At 70.7% G+C, this 26,668-nt stretch carries 9 protein-coding genes; 8 read left to right on the top strand and 1 reads right to left on the bottom strand.

What is annotated here, in order from left to right:
* Nucleotide 1 precedes the first annotated feature (1 nt).
* Entirely contained in the window at nt 2–625 is a 624-nt protein-coding gene (locus ACIA8G_RS27265; protein WP_396421504.1) for a ScbR family autoregulator-binding transcription factor, read from the top strand.
* Between the two features lie 14 nt (nt 626–639).
* Here the strand turns inward: ACIA8G_RS27265 and ACIA8G_RS27270 are convergent, their stop codons facing one another.
* Nucleotides 640–1,338: a ScbR family autoregulator-binding transcription factor gene (locus tag ACIA8G_RS27270; protein WP_396421505.1), complete on the bottom strand. Its 699-nt coding sequence runs from the start codon at nt 1,336–1,338 to the stop codon at nt 640–642.
* A 140-nt stretch (nt 1,339–1,478) separates the two neighbouring features.
* Here ACIA8G_RS27270 and ACIA8G_RS27275 point away from each other — a divergent pair, with 140 nt between their 5' ends.
* The 7 genes from ACIA8G_RS27275 (at nt 1,479) to ACIA8G_RS27305 (ending at nt 26,666) form a co-directional block, all read left to right on the top strand.
* Nucleotides 1,479–2,468, top strand: coding sequence for a ScbA/BarX family gamma-butyrolactone biosynthesis protein (locus ACIA8G_RS27275; protein ID WP_396421506.1), 990 nt, complete (start codon nt 1,479–1,481; stop codon nt 2,466–2,468).
* Nucleotides 2,469–2,484: 16 nt separating this feature from the next.
* Entirely contained in the window at nt 2,485–3,483 is a 999-nt protein-coding gene (locus tag ACIA8G_RS27280) for an NAD-dependent epimerase/dehydratase family protein (protein ID WP_396421507.1), read from the top strand.
* Nucleotides 3,484–3,736: 253 nt separating this feature from the next.
* Nucleotides 3,737–5,665, top strand: a complete 1,929-nt coding sequence (locus ACIA8G_RS27285; RefSeq protein WP_396421508.1) for a thiamine pyrophosphate-dependent enzyme — start codon at nt 3,737–3,739, stop codon at nt 5,663–5,665.
* A 13-nt stretch (nt 5,666–5,678) separates the two neighbouring features.
* Nucleotides 5,679–18,677: an amino acid adenylation domain-containing protein gene (locus ACIA8G_RS27290; protein ID WP_396421509.1), complete on the top strand. Its 12,999-nt coding sequence runs from the start codon at nt 5,679–5,681 to the stop codon at nt 18,675–18,677.
* Nucleotides 18,674–25,291 (top strand): beta-ketoacyl synthase N-terminal-like domain-containing protein, encoded by a 6,618-nt coding sequence (locus ACIA8G_RS27295; protein WP_396421510.1) that lies wholly within the window; start codon nt 18,674–18,676, stop codon nt 25,289–25,291. The genes ACIA8G_RS27290 and ACIA8G_RS27295 overlap by 4 nt, the downstream gene beginning before the upstream one ends.
* Complete coding sequence (locus tag ACIA8G_RS27300; protein WP_396421511.1) at nt 25,288–25,527, top strand: phosphopantetheine-binding protein; 240 nt, start codon at nt 25,288–25,290, stop codon at nt 25,525–25,527. Before ACIA8G_RS27295 ends, ACIA8G_RS27300 begins: the two co-directional genes overlap by 4 nt.
* Entirely contained in the window at nt 25,524–26,666 is a 1,143-nt protein-coding gene (locus ACIA8G_RS27305) for a beta-ketoacyl synthase N-terminal-like domain-containing protein (protein ID WP_396421512.1), read from the top strand. The genes ACIA8G_RS27300 and ACIA8G_RS27305 overlap by 4 nt, the downstream gene beginning before the upstream one ends.
* Nucleotides 26,667–26,668: the final 2 nt, after the last annotated feature.

Genomic DNA, 26,668 nt, shown 5'->3' on the forward strand with positions numbered 1-26,668 from the left:
CGTGGTCAGGCAGCAGAGGGCCGAACAGACTCGGGCGCGACTGGTTCAGGTCGCGGCCGAGCTGTTCGACCGGTACGGGTTCGCCGGTACCAACATCAGTGACATCACGGCCGCCGCCGGTGTCACCAAGGGCGCGTTGTACTTCCACTTCACCGCCAAGGAGGAACTCGCCGCGGCCGTGCAGGAGACCAGCACGGCACTGCTGGGCGAGGTGGTTTCGAAGATCGCGGCCGCTGACCGGCCACCGGTGCAGGCGCTGATCGATCTCAGCCACGCCGTGGCGCGGATGCTCGTCACCGAACCGGCGGTGCGGGCGAGCTTCCGGTTCGCGCGCGAGTGCGGTGACCGGGCCGAGCCGTTCGTCGACTTCCACCACGCGTGGTGGAACACGGTGCGCGAGTTGCTGCGCGCCGCATCCGCGAACGGGCAGCTGACCGGGACTTCGGACGTGTCGCTGCCTCTGCTCGCGTTGTACGTCGGCATCGAGGCGCTGTGGTCGTCCGGACTGTCGAAGACCGACGTGGCCACGCTCTTCGCGGACGCGTGGCGGCTGGTGCTGCCCGGTCTGGTGACGGCGGAGCTCGCCGGTGAACTGATCGTGGAAGGGGCTGCTCCCGCCGGCTGACCGGCGGGAGGTGCTCAGCTGGTGGTGCTCAGGCCCACGAGCGCGGCGTCGTCCTGGTTGGACCCGGCGGGGTCGAACTTGCCGAGGCGCCGCGGCGGGACGACACCCGGCAGCAGGAAGCGCCACATGTTCGTCACGCGCTGGACCACGTCCTCGCGGCCGGTCAGCACCTCGGAGCTCACCTGCACGCCGGTGAACGACCCGATCACGTAGGTCGCCAGGTCGTGCGGGGAGACGTCGGTCTTCAGGTCGCCCTTGTCCTGTGCGTGCACCAGGCAGGCCTCGACCACGTTGATCCACCCCTGGTAGGCGCCCGTCGCGGGAGAGGCGAACGTGCCCTGCTCGATGACCAGGCGGATGCTCGCCCGGACGCGCACGTCGCGCTGCAGGCTCCGCGCCATCGCCTGGGTGAGGTCGATGACCGCCTGCACGCCGTTCGTGCCTATCTCGGAGATCGGGTCCCAGACGCCGAACTGCTCCCCGATGATCGCCTGGGCGATCTCCTCCTTGGACTGGAAGTGGAAGTACAGCGCGCCCTTCGTGACACCGGCGCGCTGGAGGATCTCGGACAGCTTCGCCCCGAAGAACCCGCCTTCGTCGAACACCTGCGCCGCGGCGTCGAGGATGGCGGTGCGCGTGCGCTCCGCGCGCTCCTGTTGCGCCACCAGGAGTCCCTCCGATCTGTTCGGCTTGGCCGATGCTGTGATCGTCAAGCACTGTCTGCCTGTTTGCAGCCTAGCGCAAAGCCTTTCTGATCGGATGCAAAACAAACCGGGCGGTTAGTATGTTATGAAGGAGCCGGGGGAAGTGAGCCCCGTTGTTGTTGAACGACTGGGAGGGTTCCGTGTCATCGATGTTGAAGCCCGCAACGGCCTTTATGTCCGATTCGCGTCTCTTACGAACACCCCAGGTCGCGGAGTTCCCCGCGGCGGTCGGTGAGACAGGGCAGGTTCTCTTCGATCAGACGATCCCGAGACACCTCGTCCACCGCGCCGCGGTGTCCGAGGTGTTCCTGACGGACCTGCGGGTGACCGACGAGACCACGTTCCAGGTGGGGGCGCAGTGGCCGAGGGACCACAGCTTCTACCGGTTGCGCAGGACGGACCGGCACGACCCGATGCTGCTGGCCGAGACCATCCGGCAGGCGGTGCTGCTGATCGCCCACCAGGTGTTCGAGGTACCGCTCGACTGGAAGTTCGTGTCTCTGGAGAAGACCTGGGGCGTCACCCCCGAGGGACTGGAGATGGACGGCCGGCCGGCGAACATCCTGCTCTCGATGACGTGTCACGACATCAAGCGCACCAAGCGCGGTGTCACCGGCATGCGGGTGGAGATCGGCTGTTACCGCGACGGCGTGCGGATCGGTGGTGGCGAGCTGCGGTGGAGCTGTGTGTCGCCCGCGACCTACTCGCGGTTGCGCGGGGGCAAGGACACGCAGGTTCCCGCCGCGAGTGCGCTGGGGGTGCCGGTGTCGGGCTACCTGATCGGCCGCGAGCGGCCGCGGGACGTCGTGCTGTCGGCGATGCCCGGCGGCCACACGTGGCAGCTGCGGGTCGACCAGACCCATCCGGTGCTGTTCGACCACCCGGTCGACCACGTGCCCGGCATGGTGCTGATGGAGGCCGCTCGTCAGGTGGCGCAGCTGACGGTCGGTGAACCGGACTCCCTGCCGGTGCGATGTTGTTTCACGTTCGACCGGTATGTGGAGCTCGACGCACCGACGGTCGTCACGGCGCTACCGGCGCCGCCTGCCATCCGTGGCAATCGAGGTGTGCGCGTGGTGTTCGATCAAGACGGAAGTACCGTGGCAACGAGTGTGCTCGACATGATGGTCGTCTGCTGACCCGCTCGCCATAGTCATGGGGGACTGGGGCGAAGAAGACTTTGCAACTGGGGCTGGGAAGAAGACGGGCGCCGTGCTCGTGACCGGTGGAACAGGATTCGTCGGGTCCGCCGTCGTCCGCGCTCTTCTGTCCGAACAAGACGGTCCTAAGAGGACCGAGGTCCGGGTGTTGTCGCGACAGCGGCTGCCGCGCTGGATGCTCGACGCGGGGGTGGTCGAGGTCAACGGCGACCTGACCGAACCGCACGGGTTGCGCGGGGTGTGCGACGGGGTCACCACCGTCCTGCACATGGCCGCGCAGATCGGCGGTGATCCGGCGTTGTGCGATGCGGTCAACTACCTCGGCACGAGGGCATTGCTGCGCGAGGCCCGGGCCGCCGGTGTGGTCCGGATCGCTTACCTGAGCACCACTTCCGTTTACGGGCACGGCGTGCACCGCGGGGCGAGCGAGTCGCTGCTGGCACCCGCGCCGGTGTCGCCGACGAGCTGGAGCAGGCTCAAGGCCGAGCGCGAGGTGCGCAAGGCCGGCGGTGTGGTCCTGCGACCGCACCTCGTCTACGGCCCCGGTGACGTCTGGTTCATCCCGACGTTGCTGCGCCTGCTCGACCGCGTTCCCGCCTGGATCGAACGCGGGATCGCTCTGGTGTCGGTGGTGTCCGTGGACGACCTGGGAGCGGCCACGGCAGGACTGGCACAACGGCCGTGGCGGGCACGACCGGGAGCGGTGTTCCACGTCAGCGATCCGAAGCCGGTCAGCATGCAGGAGCTGACCGGTACGGCGTGTGCGCAGCTCGGGCTCCCGTTGCCGGAGGAGGACCTGCCGGCCAAGGAGCACCGTGAGCTCACCCGGCAGTGCCTGCCTGAGTTGACCGATCACCAGTTCGAGCTGCTGGCGTTCGATCACTACTACGAGAGCAGCCGGATCTGGCGGCACGCTGGTGTGCGGCCGGGACCGGGGCTCGCCGAGCGGTTCACCGGTGCTACCGACTGGTACCGGCAACTGCTGCCGACGTAAGCGCACGACCGGAACGGGGGGCCTTCACGTCGCATGTGAAGGCTCCCCGCCGCCGTCTCAGCCGAAGTCGCTCGAAAGAGTGAGTTCGGTGCTGCGGCATCCCTCCTGAGGACGAGCCGGACTCGGCGAAAGTCATTCTCGCGACGACTGTTCGCGGCCTTCGTACATAGCTATTCGCGCGGATTGTTGTGCGGCCTCCAAATGCGAAGAATTTCCAGCTGCCGGGGATGTTCTTGCCAGGGGGAGGATCGCCTTGACCTGCGTCGACGACCAGATCGCGCTCTTGGAACGAATGATGCTGTCGCGCGAGTGCGACCGCAGGTCGGGTTTGATGCTGCGCCAGGGCGCGGCCTGGTTCACCATTTCGTCGTCCGGGCACGAGGCGCTCGCCGCGCTCGGTGACGTGCTGGCGCCGCAGGACTTCGTGTTCCCCCACTACCGCGACCGCGCGCTGGTCATGTCCCGCGGGATGAGCGTCGAGGACATCGCGCGCGACCTCATGGGCAAGGCCGGGTCGCACTCGGCGGGCCGCTCGATGACGTCGCACTTCAGCCACCGTCCCGGCAACGTGGTGTCGCTCGCCAGCCCCACCGCGAGCCAGTGCCTGCCCGCCTCCGGTGTCGCGTGGGCTTCCGTGCTGCGCGGCGATCAGGCGGTGGTCGTCTGCTCGCTCGGCGAAGCGTCGTCCCGGCAGGGCGAGTTCTTCGAGGCGCTGGCGTTCGCGGTGCAGAACGAGCTGCCGGTCGTGTTCCTGGTCGCCGACAACGGTTACGGCATCAGCACCTCCACCAAGGGCATGTCCCCGCGTGACCTCGGCATGGTGCCCGCGGACCGGCTGGTCGTCGTCGACGGGGCGGATCCGGACGCCGTGCTCGACGCCGGGCGGGTCGCGGTGGATCGTGCGCGCGAGGGCGGCGGCCCGACCGTGCTCTGGTGCGAGCTCGACCGGCTGGAGCCGCACAGCTCGTCCGACGATCATCGGCTGTACCGCTCGGCCGACGAGCTCGCGGAGATGAGCGACCCGATCGCGCGCTACAGCACTCAACTCGTCGAGGCCGGCCATCTCACCGAGGAGTGGCTCGCCTCGACCCGGCAGCGGTTCGCCGACGAGGTGGAGCAGGTGTTCCGCCGGGTCGCCGACGAGCCGGTCGCGGACCCGAAGCAGGTGGGGGAGCACCTGTTCGGCCCCGTCGCCGAGCCGGTCGCGGAGCAGTCGCCGGTCGGCGGCACGATCGTGGCCGCGGTGAACCGCGCGCTGGGTGCGGGCATCGAGACGGCCGACGTGATCGTGTTCGGCGAGGACGTCGAGGACCCCAAGGGCGGCGTTTTCGGCTTCACCAAAGGACTCGGTACCGACCAGGTGGTCAACTCGCCGCTCGCGGAGGCGACGATCGTCGGTGTCTCGATCGGCCTCGCGATCGCGGGCATGCGGCCGATCGTCGAGCTGCAGTTCGTCGACTTCGCCGGACCGGCGTGGAACCAGATCGCGGCGCAGCTCACGACGTTGCGGTGGCGCACCGCGTCGGACTGGCAGTGCCCGGTGGTGATGTACGCGCCGTGGGGCGCCTACCTGCCGGGCGGCGGTATCTGGCACAGCCAGAGCAACGAGAGCCTCTTCACCCACCTGCCGGGACTGCACGTCGTCGTCCCGTCCACGCCGGAAGATGCCGAGGTCGCGTTCGCGCAGGCACTCGCCGGGCAGGACCCGACCTTGGTGCTGCTGCCCAAGCACCTCATGCGCCGCAAGCAGGAACCGTCAGCGTCGCCGGTTCCTGCTCGCGGCGCGCGTGTCGTTCGTGAAGGCGCTGACGTCACGATCGTCAGCTGGGGCAACGGGATCGAGCTCGCCGCCGAGGCGGCCGGGCTGCTCGCGGACGATGGTGTCTCCGCCGAGGTGATCGATCTGCGCTGGCTGGTGCCGTGGGACCGGGCTTCCGTGGCCGCGTCGCTGCGCCGCACCGGCCGGCTCGTCGTCGTCCAGGAGGACGGCAGGACGAGCAGCTTCGGGGCCGGCCTGCTCAGCGAGCTGGTGAGCGCGGACGACGAGTTCTACTCGCTGCTCGCCCCGCCGCGGCTGGTGTCCCGCGACGACATGCACGTGCCTTTCCACCCCGAGCTGGAGCGAGCAGTCCTGCCCTGCGCGGACGACGTCGTCACCGCCGTTCGCTCGGTACTGAGCTGAGATGAGGAATCCGATGACGAGGCTGGTCGTTCCGCAGCTCGGCGAGGGAATCGTCGAGGTCCGCATCGTGCGCCTGCTGAAGAAGCCTGGTGACCGCGTCGCCAGGGACGAGGTCGTCTACGAGATGGAGCACGACAAGGCGGCGGTGGAGATCGAGTCTCCCGCCGCGGGCGTGCTGGCGGAGTGGCTGGTCCAGGAGGGCGACGTCGTGCCCATCGGCGCGGAGATCGCGGTGATCGAGCCCGCCGGGACGAAGGTGCGGGTGCCACCGAAGACCCGGCTGTTCGCCCGTCGGCTCGGGATCGCCGACGAGGAGATGTCGTCGATCCCGGCGGCCGGGCCGGTGTTGCTGCCGGAGGACGTGCAGTCCTTTGTGGATGCTCGGGCCGCTGTTGTGGAGGTGCCTGCCGTTGTTCAGACCTCGCGGCAGCGTCAGCTCAACGCCGCTTTGCGCCGGTCGAACGCCGAGGTCGTGCCCGCCGCCGTGGCGATTCCGCTCGATGCGACGTTGCTCGACGCGGCTGTGGCGGACGGGTTCGGCACGCCGTTCCAGGCTTTCGCGCATCGGGTTTCCCGGATCGCGGCTGACTTTCCGGCGGTCCGGTCGCGGCGTGTGGACGGCGATCGGATCGTGGTGCAGGACTTCGTGAACCTCGGTGTGGCGGTGTCCACTGAGGACGACGATCTGACCGTCGCGGTGGTGGCCGGAGGGCTTTCGCCGCAGGACTTCGTGGAACAGCTTGGGTCTGCGGTCGAGGAGGCTCGGGCGGGGCGTTCACAGGCGGACAGCACCGTCTCTCTCATCCTTTCGCACCTTGGCGATGACTCCGCGACGTTTGCCGTGCCGGTCGTCGTGCCGCCCGCTGTCGCCACGTTGTTCCTTGGCGCGCGGGCCGGTGGGGTGCGGCAGATGGTGCTCGCGTTCGACCACTCGGTGTTCAACGGGCACGAGGCCGCGCGGTTCCTCGCCGCGATCCGGGACAGTTTCGCGCCGGAGCGGGTCGAGCAGGTGCCGGTCTCGTCGGGCACGGTGGTCGAGCGCATCGCTTCCGTGGCGGAGTCGGTGTTCGGGCATGCGATCGACCCGGATCGTCCGCTCGGTGAGCAGGGGATGGACTCCGCCGGGGCGATGCGGCTGGTGCGCGAGATCGGTGCCGCGTTCGGGACGAAGGTGCCGGTCACCGCTGTGTGGAGGTATCCGAGGCTGCGCGATCTGGCAGAGAGTCTTGGGGACGTCGCGCCTGTGGTGACTGCGCCGGTGGTGGTCGAGTCGACCGGCGAGATCGCGGTGATCGGTATGTCCTGCACCGTGCCGGGTGCGTCCGACGTCGACGAGTTCTGGTCGCTGCTGGAGCGCGGTGAGTGCCGCATCGGGGACGTGCCGCCGTCGCGCACCGCCGATCTCGGCACCGGCTTCAAGGCCGCCCTGCTCGACCGCGTCGACCTGTTCGACGCCGAGTTCTTCGGCATCACGCCCCGGCAGGCCGCGTCGATGGATCCGCAGCAGCGGATGCTGCTGGAGCTGAGCCTGCACGCCCTCCAGCACGCGGGCATCGAGCCGGAGTCGTTGGCTGGCAACGATGTCGGCGTGTTCGTCGGCGCGTGCGGCTACGACTACCGCGAACGGCTGCTCGGCGCGGGCGCGGCCGACGGCTACGCGACCACCGGCACGTTCCCGGCGTTCCTGGCCAACCGCGTCTCGCACCACTACGACTTCACCGGGCCCAGCCTCACCGTGGACACCGCGTGTTCCGCCGCGCTGACCGCGCTCGCGACCGCGATGGCCTCGCTGCGCTCCGGTGACTGCGGCATGGCACTAGTCGGTGCCGCCAACCTGTTGAGCAGCAGCTTCAACACGACGGCGTTCGGCCAGGCCGGAATGCTGTCGCCGAACGGGCACAGCCGCGTGTTCGACGACGCGGCGGACGGGTTCGTGCGCGGCGAGGGCGCGGGCTGGGTGGTGCTCAAGCCGTTGAGCCAGGCCCGTGCCGACGGCGACCGGGTGCTGGCCGTGCTGCGCGGCGCGGCGGTCAACCACGGCGGGCGCGCGGCGAGCCTAACCTCGCCGAACCCGGCGGCGCAGACCCGGTTGATCCGGCGCGCGCTGACCCAGGCCGGACTCGGCGCGAGCGCGCTGGGATACGTCGAGGCGCACGGCACCGGGACAGCGCTCGGCGATCCGATCGAGATCGACGGCATCGCCGGTGCGCTGGACGGTGCCGCCGCGGCCGGGCCGGACGGCAGGCTGTGGGTCGGCTCGGTCAAGTCCAACATCGGGCACCTGGAAGGCGCGTCGGGCATCGTCGGGCTGATCAAGGTGATCCTGGCTTTGCAGCACGGGGTCATCCCGGCGAGCGTCGGTTTTTCCCAGCTCAACAACGACATCTCCACCGACGGCACGCCGATCACGGTCGCGTCCCGCCCTGTCGCATGGCCGGCTGACGGCACGTCTCGGGTGGCGGCGGTCAGCGCGTTCGGCTTCGGCGGTTCGAACGGGCACGTGATCGTCGAGGAGGCGCCGCGCGGGCTCGTTGGGCGCGAACCGCTGGCACCGCATCAGTTCTCGCGCCGGTCGCACTGGCTGGCCCGCACCGAGCCGCTGGCCGATCACGCCGTGGCCGGCCAGGCGACGGTGCCGGGTGCCGCGCTGATCTTCCCGCTCCTCGGCGAGGGGCCGGTGACGTTGCGCCGGATTCGTTTCCAGCGGCCGGTTCCGGTCTCCGATCTGCACGCGCTGACGGTGCTCGACGGTGTCGTGCTCGCGGGTGGCGAGCCGTGCGCTCGTGCGGAACGCGCCGAGTTCGCGCCCCTGGAAGCTTTCGACTTCGGCTCTGGTGGTGACTCCGTTGACCTGTATGGACTTCTGGCAGCGCGCGGGATCGAGGTCGGTTCCGTCTACCGAGTGGTCGGCGACCTCCGCCGGTCCGGAACCGACGCCGTCGGCGTGGTGGGTGCACCGGACGGTGACACCCGAACCCGCCGGATCGCCTGGCTGGACGCGGTGTTGCAGGCCTCGCACGCCGTTCTGGACACCTTGTCGACGATGGTCGCCGCCGGGGTGGATGAACTGACCTGGACCGGCACGGTGCCCGCGCAGGCGCGGATCCGGGTGCGCCGGGTGGGTGACGGGGTCGTGGACATCGATGTGCCCGGCGTCCTGCGCGTGCGCGGGTTCCGGCTGATGGCGGCGACGGGCGTGCGGATGCTGGTGCCGCGCTGGGTTCCCGAGTCCGTGCGGCCGGTGCTCTCCGATGGCCCCAGGCTCGTGGTGCACGACGACTTCACCACCGGTGACGTGCACGTCGGCGACCCGCGACTGGCCACGATGGCCGCCGCGGCGAAGGACGTGCACCTGCGCGTGGGCGGGGCTCGGTGGACCGAGAACGACGTGCCGCGGTTGCGGGCGTGGCTGAACGCCGTGGTGGCGATCGGGCAGGCGCTGAGCGGCTCGCCGGCGACGGTCCGGCTCGTCACGTCCGGGCTCTACCAGCCGACGCCGGGTGCCGCGTTGCAGGGCGCGCTGGTCGGTGCGGTGCGCAGTCTGCCGATGGAGCTGCCCGAGGTGACCGTGTGCGCGGTCGACGTCGAGGGTTCCGACTACACCGGCGTGGACACCGAGCCGTGCGGTACGGGCGCGCCGCTGATCGCGTTGCGGGGACAGCGTTTCCGTCAGGTGTTCGGAGACGAACCCGTGCGTTCTGCGCGGGCGTTCCGCTCGGGCGGCGTGTACGTGCTGTTCGGTGGTGCGGGCGGGATCGGCACGGAGATCGCCCGGCACCTCGTCTCGGTCTACCGCGCACAGGTGTTGCTGGTGGGTCGTTCGGCTACCGCTGACGTGCCGCCGGGCACGGTGTACCGGCAGGCCGATCTGACGCGGCCGGACGAGATCGCCGACGTTCTCGCCTACTGCCGCACGACGTTGGGCGAGCCTGACGGTGTCGTTCACACGGTCGGCTCGGTCAGCGCTTCTCTGCTCGCCGACCTCACACCGTCCGATGTGGACGCTGTGCTCGCCACCAAGGTGTCCGCGGTCATCGAGTTGCGCAGGCAGCTGGGCGACAAGCTGCTGGTGCTGTCGTCGTCGGTGGCCGGTCTGTTCGGCAGCGAGGGCGGGCTGAACTACGCCGCCGCCAACAGCTTCCTCGGCCACTACGCGGCGGCCGTCGGTGGTCCGGTGCACGTGCTGGACTGGGGGCTTTGGCGGGACACGGGTCTGGCCAGGAAGTACTCCGCGCACGTGGTGCGCAGCTATCCCGGTCTCACCGATTTCCGTCCTGCTGATGGGATCGCGGCGTTGGAGGCTGCGGTGTCCGGTGGGCACGGGCATGCTGTTGTGCTGGCGGGGGAACCTGTTGCGTTGCAGCCGCACGTGGTTGGGGCTCAGGGTGCAGGGCTGGTCGAGGCGGGTGCTGCGCGGCAGTCGCTTGCGCCGGTCGAGGCGAGTGCTGCGGTGCAGTCGCCTGCGCTGGTCGAGGAGAGTGCCGCGCAGCGGCTCGACTCGTACGCCCGCGCCGCGCTCGCTGCCCGCATGCGCGAGCTCGGTCTTACCGACTTCTCGACGGACGCCGCCTCCGCCGCCGGTCTGCTCGGCGTGGTGCCCGCACACCGCCGGTTGCTGGCCGCCGTGCTGGACCTGCTCGCGTCCGGCACCGGCGGTTCGCTCGACGACCGGGCTGCCCTGCTCACCGACCACCCGGATCTCGCGGGTCACGTCGAGCTGCTGGATCGCGCGCTCGCCTCGTACGGTCCGATCCTGAACGGCTCCTGTTCCGCCGCCGATGTCCTGTTCCCCGGTGGCGACCTGTCCGGGGTGTCCGCGATCTACAGCGGCAACCAGCTGTTCGACCCGGTCAACGCCTCGGTCGCCGCGGCGGTGGCTCTGGAGGCCGGGCGGATCTCCGCGACCGGCCGGCGGCCGCGGGTGCTGGAGATCGGTGCCGGAGTCGGTGGCACCACGCAGTTCGTGCTCGACGCGCTGTCCGTCGACGTCGACTACACCTACACAGACTTGTCGCGGGCGTTCCTGCACCACGGTGCGCGCCGCTTCGGTGACGCCGTCACGACCGCGCTGTTCAACGTCGAGCAGGACCCGGCGGCCCAGGGCTTCGACAGCGGTTCTTTCGACATCGTGCTCGGCAGCAACGTCGTGCACGCCACCCGCGACCTCGGCACGACGCTCGCGAACGTCGCGCGGGTCCTCGCGCCGGGCGGCCGCATGGTGCTCGGCGAGATGGTCGTGCCCGCCGCCGTCTACACGCTGATCTTCGGGGTCACCGACGGGTGGTGGCGTTACGTGGATCCGGAGCGTCGGATGCCGCATGGGCCGCTGTTGGACGTCGAGCGGTGGGAGCGGCTGCTCGTCGAGCTGGACTGGCGGCTGGAGTCGGCTGCGCACAGCGGTGATCCGGGGGCGGTCGCGGTGCTGACCTGTGTTTCGCCGGGTGGGGCCGCGCCGGCTGCTGTTGCTGCGACGGGGGTGACTGTGGCTGCGCCGGTGGCTGCGGGCGCACCGGTGGGCGCGCTGGCGGTGGATGTGGCTGCGCCGGCGGTGGCAGTTGCGGCTTCGACTGCTGCTGCTGCGAAGGCTGACGAGCGCGAGATCGAGCAGAGGGTGCGCGAGATCGCGGAGAAGCTGCGCGGGATCGTGCGGAAGCTGATCGGGGCTCCGACCGCAGACGTGCCTGGGGATGCGTCGTGGCAGGAGCTGGGCATCGACTCGTTGCTGAACAACGAGCTCGTGGCCGAGGTGTCCCAGACGTTCGTCGAGATCTCGTCGGTGGCGTTGTTCGAGCACCGCACACTCGACCTGCTCGCCAGGCACCTCGCCGACCGGGTGGTCGTGCCGGTCGTAGCCGAAGTGCCGATCACCGCCGACATGTCGGTCACCGCCGAGGTGCCGCCGATCGTCAGCACGCCCGCAGAGCCGCGTGCGGTCGTGCCCGTCGTGCCCGCCGTGTCCGTCGTACCCGCCGCGCCCGCCGCGCCCTCAACCGTCAGCGAGCTTCCACACCGCCCAGGCGTGCCGATCGCGATCGTAGGCGTGGCCGGCCGCTACCCCGGCGCCACCAACCTCGACGAGTTCTGGCGGCTGCTGCGCGACGGCGTCTCCCCGGTGCGAGAAGTGCCGGCGGATCGCTGGGACTGGCGGGTCGCCCGCACCGTCACCGGCGCCTACGCCCGCTGGGGCTGCTTCCTCGACGACTGGGACGGGTTCGACGCGGCGCTGTTCAAGATCTCGCCGAGGGACGCGGCGGTGATGGACCCGCAGGAGCGGCTGTTCCTCGAGATCGCGTGGGAGGCGTTCGAGACGGCCGGTTACTCGCGGCGTGGGCTCACGTCGCGGCGGGTCGGGGTGTTTGCCGGTGTCACGGCGAACAGTCACGTGATCGCGGGGCGCGATGCTCGCGTCAGCGGTGCCGACAACGCCGAGTACGCGGTCACCGCGCTCGCGTCGGTGGCCAACCGGGTTTCGCACCTGTTCGACCTCAGTGGGCCGAGCATGACCGTCGACACGATGTGCTCGTCGTCGCTGACCGCGTTGCACCTTGCGTGTCAGGCGTTGCGCGACGGCGACGCGGAGATGGCGTTGGCCGGTGGGGTGAACCTCTACCTGCACCCGGATCGGTTCGCCGGGCTGTGTGCGCTGGGCATGCCGTCGCGCGGGGACCGGACGCGCGCGTTCGGAGCCGGTGGTGACGGGTTCGTGCCCGGTGAGGGCGTTGGTGCGGTGGTGCTGAAGCGGCTTGACGACGCCGAGGCCGACGGTGACACGGTCCTCGCGGTCATCCGCGGTACCGGCGTCAACCACGGCGGTGGCACCGCCGGCTACACCGTGCCGAATCCGTTGGCACAGGCGGAACTCATCGGTGCGACGTTGAAGGCCGCGGGCGTCGAGCCCGGTGAGATCGGCTATGTCGAGGCGCACGGTACCGGCACTCAGCTCGGCGATCCGATCGAGATGCGGGCACTCGCGATCGCGCTCGGCGGCGCTGATGAGGTGCGGGTCGGCTCGGTGAAGTCCAACATCGGTCACGGCGAGGCTGCGGCCGGGATCGCGGGGCTCACCAAGGCGATCCTCCAGTTGCGGTATCGGGAACTGGTGCCCTCGCTGCACGCCGAACCGGCCAACCCGAAGCTTGAACTCGACGGCACGCCGTTGCGCGTCCAGCACCGTCGCGAGCAGTGGGAGTCGAGTGCCCTGCGCCGGGCCACGGTGAGCTCGTTCGGTGCGGGTGGCGCCAACGCCCACGTCGTGCTGGAGGAGTACCCGCAGGCGGTGAAGTCTTCGGTGGCCGAGACCGTGCAGTTGCGGATCACGGCCCCCGATGCGGCACGTCTCGCGGAGACCGCGCGCCGGCTCGCGGAGGTCGCCCGTGAGGTCGACCCGGCGGACATGGCGCACACGTTGCACGTCGGCCGCGAACCGTGGCCTCACCAGGCCACGATCACCAGCCGCGACCGGGACGAGCTCGTCGGTGCGCTCAACGCGCTGGCACACGGCGAGAGCCACCCGTGCGTGAACCAGGCGGACATCGCGGCACCGCGGCAGGCTCGCCGGATTCCGTTGCCCACCACGCCGTTCGCCCGCACCGAACGTTTCGAGCCGGCCGCCATCGGGTTGCCGCTGGTCGAGTCCGTGGCGATGCCGCCCACCCGGACGGCGTCGCTGGCGCTCACGTCGAAGTCGCGCCTGCTGGCCGACCACGTCGTCGACGGTGAAGCGCTGCTGCCTGGAGCGGTGCACCCGGAACTGGTCTACGAGACGCTGCTGTCGGCCGGGCGGTCGCCGTACGAGGTCGCGCTCGACGCGATCACGTGGCCCGCACCGGCCTCGGGCAGCCCGCTCAACCTGCGGATCACCTTGGAGGAGAAGGCGTTCGAGGTCGACACGTCAGGCAGGGTCATCGCCGAGGGTTCGATCATCCAGCGCGACACCGTTGTGCCGCAGTCTTATGACGTCTCCGGTCTCGAGCGCAGGCTCGTCGGTGGCGTTGCGGCGGAAGACTTCTACGGAACGTTCGCGGCCGCCGGGTTCGGCTACGGCAGGCTGTTCCGCACCGTGCGGCAGGCCCGCCTGGAGGACACCGAGCTCGTCGCCCGGTTCGCACTGCCGGAGGGGGAGGACCCGGACGGCAGGCAGGTGCTGCACCCAGCGGTGCTCGACGCCGCCTGCCAGGCCGCCGCGTACCGACTGCTCGCCCGCGACAGCACCCGCCGGTACCGGCCGATCGCGATCGACCGGTTGATCGTGCACCAGCCGGTGTCCGGGCAGGGCTTCCTGCACGTGCGGCAGGAGGACGAGTCGTCGTTCGACATCACGATCATCGGGGTCGACGGCGTGGTGCTGGCCGAGGTGATCGGCTTCACCGTCCACAGTGGAATCAGGGCTGGCGGCGACAAGCCCGCCGACACCAGGCCCGCAGACACCAGGAACGTTTCAGGGCTCACCCCGGTCACTGCCTACCGGCTCGACTGGGTGCCCGTCTCCTCCCGGACCGTGCCGAGTGGACCCGTCGCGGTCCTCGGCGACGGGCCCGTCGCCCGCCACATGCTCCGAGGCACCACCGCCGGAGCGAAGGAGATCCTGGTCGATCTGACCGGGATGGGCGACAGTTTCGGTACTCGGCCGGAGAACGCGGCCGAGTACCGGGACCTCCCGGTCGAAACGGTGTTCGGCCTGCTGCGCGACCTCGTCCGCGACCGGGAGATCGACGGCGCGCGGGTGCACGTCCTGACCGCCGCGGACACCGAACCCTCGCCGTTGCTGCACGCGGTGCACGGCCTGGTGCGCACGATCGCTGGTGAGACCGCGCGGTTCGCGATCCGGCTGGTCACGATCGACCGCGGCTGGCTCGTCGAGCCCAGCCACGTCGCCGCAGCGCTCGTCGGTGATGAGGACTTCGTCCCCGCGTCCTGGGTGCGGCTGGGTCACCGGCGGCGGGAGGTCGCGACTTTGGTGGCGCAGCCGGAACCACGCGAGAAGCTCGAGCTGGCGAAGGACGGCTGCTACCTGCTCGTCGGCGGGCTCGGCGGCTTCGGCCGGGAGATCGCGGCGAGCATCATCGCCGCCGGTGCCCAGGTCGTGCTGGTCGGGCGGTCGGCACCGGGCGCGGTCTCGCTCGGTGACCTGCGGCCGATGTACCGCCAGTGCGACGTGACCGACCTGGAGCAGGTCACCGAGCTGGCCAGGTCGTTGCCCGACGTGCGCGGCATCGTCTACCTCGCCGGCGTGCTGCGGGACGGGTTCCTGCGCACCAAGACCGACGAGAGCGTGCGCGAGGTATGTGACGCGAAGATCCTCGGCGCGACCAACGTGGACATCGCGTTCGCCGAGCACCGGCTGGACTTCTTCGCGTTCGCCTCCTCGCTGGCCGCGCTCGCCGGCAATCAGGGGCAGTCGGACTACGCCTTCGCCAACGGCTTCCTCGACGGGTTCGCCGCGGTGCGCGCCGGTTGGGTGTCGCGCGGGCTTCGGTCCGGCCGCACCCTGTCCGTCGGCTGGCCGATCCTGTCCGGCCGCGGCATGAGCCCGAGCCCGGAGTCGTTGCGGTACCTGGAGGACACGCTCGGCCTGACGCCGATGCCGATGACCCGCGCGGCCGACGAGCTGTGGCGCCTGCTGGGATCCGACCACCGGTGCACGCACGTCGCGCTGGTGCACGGGCACCGCGACGTCTGGGAGTCGGCGCTGCGTGTCGAGCAGGGACCGGCTTCCGCCCCGCCCAGCGGCGATCGTGACCGCAGCCTGGTGGAGTGGTTGCGGGAGAAGCTGAGCCGGGCCATCGGGGTCGGCATCGACCTGATCGACCCGGACCGCGAGCTCGCGGCGTACGGCGTCGACTCGGTCGTGCTGATGCGCCTCAACCGGGCGCTGGAGTCCGACATCGGCAGGCTGCCGATGACGACGCTCATGGACAGCCCGACGCTGGGCGTGCTCGCGGACCGGCTGCGGGCAGAGCACGCCGACCAGCTCGGCGGCATCAGCACCCCGCCCGCACCGGAGGAGCCCTACCAGAGCCCCGCTTCCGGTCTGACCGAACGGCTGATGGGCATCTGGTTCGCCGACCAGACCGCCGCACCCGCGGCGCCGTACTCCATCTCGATGGCGTGGCAGCTCCCGGCCGACGTGGACCGGGCCGCGCTCGGTGGCGCGGTGGCCGCGTTGGTGCGCAGGCATTCCGTGCTCGCGAGCACGGTCGTGCCGAACGGCGGCGAGCTCGACTTCATGCCCGCTGCCACGCCGCCCGCACTGCAGGCGCGGCACGTCGGCGAGCCGGTCGGGCCGTTGCTGCGGGCCGAGGCCGAGCGCCGGTTCCGGCTCAGCGACGAGCCGCCGTTGCGGGCCGTGCTGTGGCTGCCGGACGGCGAACCGCCGGTGCTGCAGGTCATCACGCATCACCTCGTCGTCGACGGGAAGTCCGCGGAGCTGATCCGGGACGAGCTGGAGGCGCTCTACGAGGGAAGGACGCTGCCGGAGCCGGTGCCGTTCGCGGTGGCGCTGCAGGAAGAGCACGCGGTCCCCACCGAACGGCTGGCCGAGAGCGAGTCCTTCTGGCGTGACCGGCTGGCCGGGACACCGTCGAACCCGCTGTTCGGCGGCGACCCTGCCGACATGAGCGGATCGCACCGCGAGTACCGGCTGCCGCTGCCTCTGTCCACTTCGGACGATGTGACGCCGTTCGTGGTGCTGGTCGCCGCGTTCTCGCTGGCGGTGGCGCGGACGACCGGGCACGAGGAGTTCCTCGTCGCGGTGCCGACCTACGGGCGGTCGCGGGCCGAGTTCGACAGCACGGTCGGGTGTTTCGTGAACTCCGTGCCGCTGCGGGTGCGGATCGACCAGGACCTCCCGGTGCGGGACTGGCTCGCCGGCCTGCGCGACGAGGTGCGGGACGCGCTCGCCAACGCCGGCCTGCCGTACCCGAAGATCGTCGCGCACAGCGCCCAGGCGCCGAAGGTGACGCTCGCGTTCCAGAACTGGCAGCGCGGCGAGCGGTCTCCCGGGCTGCTCGGCACCCTGGTGCACCAGCGCGGTCAGCAGGGCCACTTCGACCTGGGGCTGGAGGTCACCGACACCGGTACCGGCGTCGAGGTCCTGGCGAACCACCGCACCGCGGCGCTGTCCGGTGCCGAGGTCGACCGGTTCGTCGACGATCTGCGCCGCATGGTGATCGAGCTGAACCGCGGCCCCGGCCTGGTCGGCGACCTGATGAGGGCGGACGCGGGCACGCTCGTCGGCCGGTTCCGCGAGGCGGTCGCCGCGACGCCGGACGCGATCGCGGTCGAGGACGCCACCCGGTCGCTGACCTACGCCGAGCTGGATGCGTTGGCCCGCAAGGTGTCCACCGAGGTGGCCGCCGTCGCGGAGCCGGGCGAGCCGGTGGCCGTGCTGCTGGACCGCGACGCGCGGCTCCCGGCGGTGCTGCTGGGCGTGCTCGCGGCGGGAACGCCGTACGTCCCGCTGGACGCGGCCTACCCGCCGGAGCGGCTGGAAATGGTGCTGGCGGCCGCCGGGTGCCGCGTCGCCGTTGTGGCGGACGGGTACACCGGCCTGCTGCCGGACAACCTGCACCTGGTCCTGGTGGAAGAGCTGGAGCACGCGGCCGCGAAGCAGATGGCGGTGCTGCCCGCGCCTGCCGACCTCGCGTACCTCATGTTCACGTCGGGCAGCACCGGGCGGCCGAAGGGTGTCGGCGTGACCCACGGCAACGTGGTGCACACGCTCGACGCGATCGCCGCGACGATCGGCTGGACCGACCGCGACCGGCTGCTCGCGGTGACCACGGTGTGCTTCGACATCTCGGTGCTGGAGATCTTCCTGCCGCTGATCAGCGGCGGCACCGTGGTGATCGCCGACCGCGAGACCGTGATCGACGCACGCAAGTTCGCCCGCACGCTGGCGGACAAGGAGATCAGCGTCCTGCAGGCGACGCCGGCCGGGTGGCAGCTGCTGCTCGACGGAGACTGGCAGGGCAAGCCCGACCTGGTCGCGTTGTGCGGTGGTGAGGCGTTGCCGGAGAACCTGGCGGCGGCGCTGACGTCCCGCACTCGCCGGCTGTGGAACGTTTACGGCCCGACCGAGGCGACCATCTGGTCGACGATCGCGGCGATCGAGCCGGGTGGCCCCGTGCACCTCGGCGAGCCGATCGGCGCTACGGACCTCGTGGTGACGCCGGACGGCGAGCTGTGGATCGGCGGGCCCGCGGTGGCGGCCGGGTACTGGCGGCAGCCGGACCTGACGGCGCAACGGTTCTGCCCGCACCCGGTCGTGCCCGAGATGGGCGGCCGTTACTTCCGCACCGGTGACCTGGTGCGGCGCGACGGCGCGGGCAGGCTGGTGTTCGTCGGCAGGGCCGACAACCAGGTCAAGGTGCGCGGTCACCGGGTCGAGCTCGGCGAGATCGAGACGGTGCTCGACGCCCATCCCGCGGTGACGCGCACGATCGTCGTGCTGACCGGCTCGGGCGCCGATGCCCGGTTGGTGGCCGTGGTCGTGCCCAGGGCGGGCGCTGTGCCGGACCTGGATGCGTTGCGGCGACTGGGAGAGCAGCGGTTGCCCGCGTGGATGCTGCCCGATCGCGTGCTGGTGGTCGACGGCTTCCCGCTCACCCCGAACGGCAAGGTGGACCGCAAGGCGGTGGCCGCGCTCGTGACCGGTGTGCCGCACCAGGAAACGCCTCGTGCGGACGGCATCGGCGGCAGCGTCGACGTCGGGGCGACAGTGGCCGGGGCGTGGGCCGCCGTGCTCGGTGTCGACGATCCGCCACGTGACCGGAAGTTCTTCGACCTCGGCGGCAACTCGTTGCTGCTGGGCCGGTTGTTCGCCCGGCTCGTCCCGCTGTTCCCGGCCGCCGGGCTGGAGGTCGCCGACCTCTTCGCCAGGCCGACGATCGACGACCAGGCCGAGCTGATCGGCCAGCGCACGCAGGGGACGGCGCCCGTGCCGTCCGCCCCTTCCGCGCCCCGCTCGCGTCGCGAACTGCGCCGCGCCATTCGACTCGGAGACGCAGGATGAGCACCGACCCTGACCTGAACGCCGTGGCCGTCATCGGCCTCGCCTGCCGGTTCGGCCCCGCGGACTCAGCCCGCGCGCTGTGGGAACTGCTGGCCGGCGGCGGTACCGGCATCCGCCGTTACTCCGACGACGAGCTGATCGCACTGGGACACCGCCCGGAGACGTTGCGGCGCAGCGGTTTCGTGCCCGCGGGCAGCGTGCTCGCCGACGCCGACGCGTTCGACGCCGAGGTGTTCGGCTACAGCCCGCAGCACGCGGAGTGGCTGGAACCGCAGCAGCGGTTGCTGCTGGAGACCTCGTGGCACGCGTTGGAGGACGCGGGCATCGCGCCGCGTGGCAGCGAACTCCGCACCGGTGTGTGGATGTCCGTCGGCCAGCCCACCACGCCACCGTTGGAGATCACCGATCTCGACGCGGCGGGCATGATCCGCTTCTCTTCGACGGACAAGGACTTCGCGGCCACGCGGGTGTCCTACCAGCTCGGCCTGACCGGGCCGAGCATGACCGTGCAGACCGCGTGCTCCAGCTCGCTCGTCGGTGTGCACCTCGCGACCGAGAGCCTGCTCAACGAGGAGTGCGACGCGGCCGTCGTCGGCGGTGCGTCGCTCCACTTCCCGCAGGCCGGATACGTGGCGTCGCGGGACATGATCCTCTCGCCGAGCGGTGAGTGCCGCCCGTTCGACGACACCGCGGACGGAACCGTGTTCGGCAACGGCGTCGGCGTGGTCGTGCTGCGCAGGCTCGCCGACGCGATCGCCGAGGGCGACCCGATCCGCGCGGTGATCCGCGGCAGCGCCATCAACAACGACGGCGGCCGCAAGATGGACTTCCACGCGCCGTCGCCGGAGGGCCAGGAGGCGGTGATCCGGGAAGCGTTGCTGCTGGCCGGGATCGACCCGGCCACGGTCGGCTACGTGGAGGCCCACGGCACCGGCACGCATCTCGGCGACCCGATCGAGTTCGCCGCGCTGGCCCGCGTCTACCCGCGCGGCCACGTGGGTTCGGTGAAGAACGTCGTCGGGCACACCAACACGGCCGCCGGTGTTGCCGGTCTGATCAAGGCGGTGCTGCTGCTGGAGCACGGCACTGTGCCCGCGCAGCAAGGCTTTCAGGCGCCGAACGCACGGTTGTCCGCCGGGGGTTTGAGCGTTGGTGTCGGCAGCTCCTCGTGGCCGGTCGCGGATGGGCCGCGACGGGCGGCGGTGAGCTCGTTCGGCATCGGTGGCACCAACGCGCACGTCGTGCTGGAGCAGGCGCCCCCGGTCGTTTTGGGGACTTCGAGTGGGCCTCAGGTGGTCGCGTTGTCGGCGCGCACTCCGGCTGCGGTGGAGGAGCTGGCCGGGCGGGTGGCGGACGCGCTCGACGGCGCGGACTTCGCTTTGGACGACGTTGCCGCGACCCTGTCCGGCGGGCGGGTGCACGAGCGCTCGCGGCTGGCTGTCGTAGCTGAGGACGTTCCCGGGCTGGTTGCCGCGTTGCGCGCGGGTGCTGGGGTGCGGGGCACTGCGGCGCCGGTGCGGCGTGGTGACACGCGGGCTGTGTTGCCTGCTTCCGCTGATCTGGAAGCTACCGCGCAGGCTTGGGTTGATGGTGTTGGTGAGCTGCCGGTCGTTTCTGGGCGGCGGGTGCGGTTGCCCGGTTATCCGTTCGCTCGGCGGCGGTGGCCGCGGGCGGGGGAGCTTGGTGTGGAGGTGCTGCCAGCTGACCCGGTTGTCGCGGATCACGTAGTCGCGGGTGATCCAGTGCTGCCTGCCGCCGCACAGCTGGACCTGGCGCTCAAGGCCGCCGGTCCGGCGGTGACCGCGTTGACGGACGTGACGTTCCACCAGCCAGTCCGCGTGACGGACCGGACGCGGCTGCAGGTCGTGGTCGACGGCGAACGGGTGCGCATCTCGTCGGACGTGCTGCATTTCGAGGCCACGGTGTCGGCTGCCGGTCCGGTGGTCGCGGAGGTCGCGCCGCGGGTGACCGAGACCGTGTCACCGGCGGCGTTGTACAAGTTGTTCGCGGACAACGGGGTGGCCTACGGGCCGTCGTTCCAGGTGATCGAGGAGCTCACCCGCGGCCAGGAAGGCGCGGTCGCCGTGATCGCGGGCTCGCTCGGTGCGGATCACCGCGTCTCGCCGTACGTGCTGGACGGGGTGTTGCAGACCGTCATCGGCTGCCTGTCCGGGGACGACCTGGGCGGGGAGACGTTCATCCCGTTCGCGCTCGGCAGGGTCGAGGTGTTCGGCGCGGTGCCGGGCCGGATCCGCGTGCACGTGCGGCCGGTGGCACTTGCCGGTGGTGGCAAGCGGATCCGCAAGTTCACGCTGACCGCCACCGACTCGGATGGCACCGTCGTGTTGCGGCTGACCGATCTGGCGCTGCGTCCGATCGCCCGTGCCGCTGTCTCGCTGCCTGGTGACGCGGTCCATCTGTTCGTGCCGGCCACCGTCGCGCAGCCGCGGATCGCTGCTGAGGCTGTCGTGCTTGTGGACGGCACCGATGCGCAGGCCGCTGCGTTGGCCGAGGTCTTCGGCACGGTTCTGCGCGAGGTGCCTGTTGCCGACGCTCCGCCGTTGATCGTGTGGCCGTTGCCGGACGGCGCGCCGGAGCAGCAGGCTGCGGATGCGGTCGTGTTCCTCAAGCCGTTGCTGAAGTCGTTGTCCCGGACGGGTGCGCGCATCGTCGTGCCGTACGCGCCGGGAAGCCTGGCCGGTCCCGGCATCGCGGCGATGGGGCGCAGTCTGCGGGCGGAGAACCCGCGGTTCGAGCTCGTCGCGGTCGAGCACACCGGGCACTTCGGCCAGGATGTGGCTTCTGCTCGGAAGACCGTGCTCCGGCCGTTGCGGATCACGTCGCAGGGCAACGCTTTCGTGCGCGGGGGGCGGTACTGGATCAACGGCATGGGTGCGCTCGCGGAGGCGATCGCTGCCCACCTGCTGAGCAGCTACCAGGCGCACGTCGTGCTGACCGGGCGTTCTGCCACGTCGGATCGTGCCGCCGCGCTGGCCGGGCTGGGCGGCTCGGTCGAGTACCACCAGGTCGATTGCACCGACGAGCGCGCGGTGCGGGAGTTCGTCGCCGCGATGGAACCGGTGCGCGGTGTGCTGCACTGCGCGGGTGTGCTGCGGGATTCCTTCCTGCTGCGCAAGGACCCCGGCACGGTCGCCGAGGTCGTCGGGCCGAAGTTGCGCGGCGCGCTGGTGCTCGACGAGGCGACCGCGCACTGGCAGCTCGACCACTTCGTCGTGTTCTCGTCGGTGTCCGGCGTGCTGGGCAGTCCTGGGCAGGCCGACTACGCCTTCGCCAACGCGGCGGCCGACGAGTTCGCCCGGCAGCGGACGCGGTCCGGGCGCACGTTGTCGATCGCTTGGCCGTACTGGGCGGACGGCGGCATGGGTGGCGAGGTCGAGGAGGTGCTCGGCTCGTTCGGGATGCGGCCGTTGTCCACTGTGGATGGTGTTGCGGTGCTGGAGTCGTTGCTGGCGGCGGACTCGCCGGTCGACCCCGTGGTGCTGTGCGGTGATCTCGAGCGGATTCAGGAGTCGTTCCCGGTGTTCGAGGAAGCGGAGGAACCGGTGGTCGAGGCGCAGCCGTTGAGTGGCGGGCGGGCGGGTCTGGAGTCCAGGCTGGCCGCCGTCGTGGCGGAGGCGACCAGGACGCCGGTCGCCGAGGTGCGGGCGGACCGCTACTTCGAGGACCTGGGCATCGACTCGTTGCTGGTGGTCCGGATCGTCGAGCTGCTGGAGGCGGACTTCGGGCCGCTGAGCAAGACGTTGCTGTTCGAGTGCCAGACCGTGGCCGAGCTGGCGGACTACTTCCTCGCCGAGCACCCGTCGCGGTGCGCCGAGCTGACCGGCGCGGTGGTGGAGACACCGGTCGAGCCGGAGGTCGTGGTCTCGGCGGTCTCCTCGGCGGACGAGGCCGACCCGAGGGCGATCGCGATCATCGGTGTGGCCGGTCGGTACCCGGAGGGCGAAGAACCCGCCGAGTTCTGGCAGACGTTGCTGGCCGGCAAGGACTGCGTCACCGAGGTGCCGCGCGACCGGTGGGACGCCGAGGCGATGTACGACGCCGACCGCACGCGCGTCGACCGCACGTACACCAAGTGGGGTTCGTTCCTCGACGGTGTACAGGACTTCGACGCACCGCTGTTCAACATCTCGCCGCGCGAGGCGAGCGTGATCGACCCGCAGTCCCGGCTGTTCATGGAGAGCTGCTGGTCGGTGCTGGAGGACGCGGGCTACCGGCCGGACGAGGTCGTGACGTCGGCGGATCCCATCTACAAGCGCGATGTCGGCGTGTTCGTCGGTGCGATGTACGGCGAGTACCAGCTGCACGAGGCCGAGGAACGCTTGCAGGGCAATCCGATCCTCGCCAACAGCGCGTACTGGTCGATCGCGAACCGGGTGTCTTATTTCTTCAACTTCCAGGGTCCGAGCGTCGCCGTCGACACCGCGTGCTCGTCCGCGCTGACCGCGATCCACCTCGCCTGCGAGTCGTTGCGCGCGGGCAGCTGCAAGGTCGCGATCGCCGGCGGCGTGAACGTGCTCATCCACCCGAACAAGTACTTCATGCTCGGGCAGGGCAAGTTCGCGGCCGGCGACGGCCGGTGCCGCAGCTTCGGTGCAGGCGGCGACGGCTACGTGCCCGGCGAGGGCGTCGGTTCCGTGCTGCTCAAGCCGCTTGCCGCCGCGCTCGCCGACGGCGATTACATCCACGGCGTCATCCGCGGCACGTCGGCCAACCACGGCGGCCGCACGAACGGCTACACCGTGCCGAACCCGCGGGCGCAGGCCGACCTGATCACCAAGGCGTTGCGCGACGGCGGACTCGACGCGTCGGCCATCGACTACGTCGAGGCGCACGGCACCGGCACCTCGCTCGGTGACCCGATCGAGGTTCGCGGCCTCACCACGGCGTTCGCCCGCGACGGCGTGACGTCCGGTGCGGTGCCGATCGGTTCGGTGAAGTCGAACCTCGGTCACCTGGAGTCCGCGGCCGGCGCGGTGGCGCTGCACAAGGTGTTGCTGCAACTGCAGCACCGCACTCTCGTCCCGTCGATCCACGCGACTCCGGCCAATCCGGAGATCGACTTCGCGGCCACGCCGTTCGCGGTGCAGCAGTCGGTTGCGCCATGGGAGTCGCGGTCTGGCGGGCCACTGCGTGCCGGTATCAGCTCGTTCGGTGCGGGCGGGGCCAACGCGCACATCGTCGTCGAGCAGGCTCCCGCTCGGTTGCCGCGCACTGGTGGTGGGGGCCCGGTGACGGTGTTCCTGTCCGCTCGAACCGATGCGGCGTTGGCCGCGTACGCGCGGTCGTTGCGGGATCACGTGGTGGCTTTCTCGCCGGACCTGGTCGATGTGGCTTACACCTTTGCTGTTGGCCGGGTGGATCTGCCTCGGCGTTGTGCGATTCCGGCTCGGGATCTTGCGGAACTCGTTGCGGGGCTGGAGAAGGTCGCTTCTGGTTCGGTTCCCGCGGCTTGGGTGCTCGATGGTCCGGTCGACCGGATGGCGGGCTGCGGGGCAGCTGGCGGGCGGCGGATTCCGTTGCCGCACTATCCGTTTGAGCGGGTTCGGTGCTGGTACGACCTGCAGATCCGGCATCTCGATCCGGAGCGGGATCCGGTTGAGCGCGGGCATTTGCGGGACTTCGGCAAGTCGGCCTCTCCTGCCGCGCCGACCAAGCAGGTCGTGCTTGCCGCACCGGCGGCCCCGGTCAAGCCTGCCGCGCCGCTCGCACCTGCCGAGCCTGTTGTTGCAGCCGCACCGGTGGGCCGGGCCTCGTTCGAGCAGGCCCTGCTGGCCGCGTCCGGGATGTTGGTCTGCCCGAGCCTCTCACTCGATCCCGGGCCCGCCATCGGGCTCCGGCACCCGAACACCAACCGTCAGAAGGGGGAGTCCATGCCGAGGAGCAGCAAGATCTCGCTCCGCGTGCTCGAGAAGCCGGGGCCGTCGCCGGTGCGGGAGACCGCGCCTCAGGTCGCTCCGGCCGCTCCGGTCGCGGCGCCGGCCGGTCCGATCGACTCCGTGCTGACCGAGATGTTGTCGTCCGTGCTCTACCTGGGGCCTGGTGAGCTCGATCCGGAGCGATCGTTCCAGGACCTCGGCGTGGACTCGATCCTCGGTGTCGAGTTCGTCCGCGCGGTGAACGGGCGCTTCGGTCTGGAGGTCAAGGCGACGTCGTTGTACGACCACCCGACGCCGGCGTCGTTCGCCGGGTACGTGTCGGGTCTGGCCGGAGGCACACCAGCGCCCGCGCCCGCACCCGCCCCGGCCGCACCTGACCGCACCCGCGAGATCACGACGACCCTGCGCGCCCAGCTGGCCGAGGTGCTCTACAGCACCGAGGACGAGGTCGACGTGGCAAGGACGTTCAACGAGCTCGGCGTGGACTCGATCCTCGGTGTCGAGTTGATCGCCTTCGTCAACCGCACCTACCAGCTCGACGTCAAGGCAGGCGCGCTCTATGACCACCCGACCGTCGCCACGCTCGCGGCGCACGTCGCCGGTCTGTTGACCGGTGGGCCGGCACAACCGTCCGATGTGGACGCTGTGCTGGCCGCCGTGCGCGACAACAAGCTGTCCGTCGACCAGGCGCTCGCCCTGCTGAAGGAGACCCGATGACCGAGCAGGAGATCTTCGCCGTCCTCCGCCGGCACCTGCTGGACGTGCTGCCCGAGCTCGACGAGAGCCGCATCCGGCTCGACCGCAGCATGCGGGACCTGGGCGCCAACTCCATCGACCGGATGGACGTGGTGATCGGCGTGCAGGACGAGCTCGGCGTGAACGTGCCCGCGGCCGCGATGAAGGACGTGCACGACCTGAAGTCGCTCGTCGTCGCACTCCAGGCATACGCATGAGTGTCATCACCTCCGCGGCCGTCCTGTGCACGGTCGCGGAGGAACTGGAGGGCTTCGAGAAGGCGCTGTTCGAAGGGCGCAGCGGGGTGCAGGACGCCGACGGGGCGCGGCTCGGGTTCGAGCTGGGCGACTGGGCTGACCGGCACCTCGACGCGGTCACCGCCAGGCGGCTGAAGAAGGTCGCCCACCGGGCAGCACGGCCGGCGCAGACCGCGGCGTGCGTTGCCCTGAAGGCGGCGCGAGGGCTGCGGCCGGAGCGCTGCGGGCTGATCGTCGCGGGTGGGCAACCGCTCGGCCACCAGGCCGAAACCGTGCTGCGGCACCGAGAGAAGCCGACAGCACTGCGGGCGTCGTACGCGTTGACACACCTCGACGTGGACGTGGTCGGGGTGGTCAGCGAACTGACCGGGATCCGGGGTGAGGGCTGGGCACTCGGCGGCGGGTCGGCCAGCGGCACGCTCGCGGTGATCCAGGCCGCTCGCATGATCGACGCGGGGTGGCTCGACCAGGTGCTCGTGGTGGCACCGCTGGCGGAGCTGTCGGCCGCCGAGTTCGAGGCGTTCCGCCGCACCGGCGCCATGGTCGCCGCCGGTGAGACGTGCCGTCCGTTCGACGTCGAGCGGTCGGGATTCGTCTACGGGCAGGCTGCTGCGGCGCTCCTGCTGGAGCGGGAAAGCGCCCAGCCGCTGGCCGAGATCGCGGGCCACGGCCAGTGCCTGGACGCGCGGCGCGGCACCGAGCCGGACAGCTCTGGTCAGGTCGCTGCGATGCGGGCGGCGCTCGGGCAGGTCGACCCGAGCGAGGTCGGCTACGTCAACGCGCACGGCACCGGCTCGGTGCTCGGAGACGAGACGGAGGCGCGGTCGATCGGGACCGTGTTCGGAGCAGCCACGCCGCTGGTCAACTCGACGAAACCCATTGTGGGGCACTGTCTTTCGGCGGCTGGCCTGGTCGAGCTGATCGCCACGGTCGTGCAGCTCGGCGCGAACACCGTTCACCCCAACCCCACGCTCGGCCGGCCGATCGGCGGCATCCGGCTCGCCGGGCGCACCGCCGAGCACCACCCCATCCGCGCCGCGCTGTCCAACAGCTTCGCCTTCGGGGGAATCAACGCTTCGGTCCTCGTCCGGGCCGCCTGAGA

It is taken from the genome of Lentzea sp. NPDC051213 (assembly GCF_044455585.1).
Lineage (GTDB): Bacteria > Actinomycetota > Actinomycetes > Mycobacteriales > Pseudonocardiaceae > Lentzea.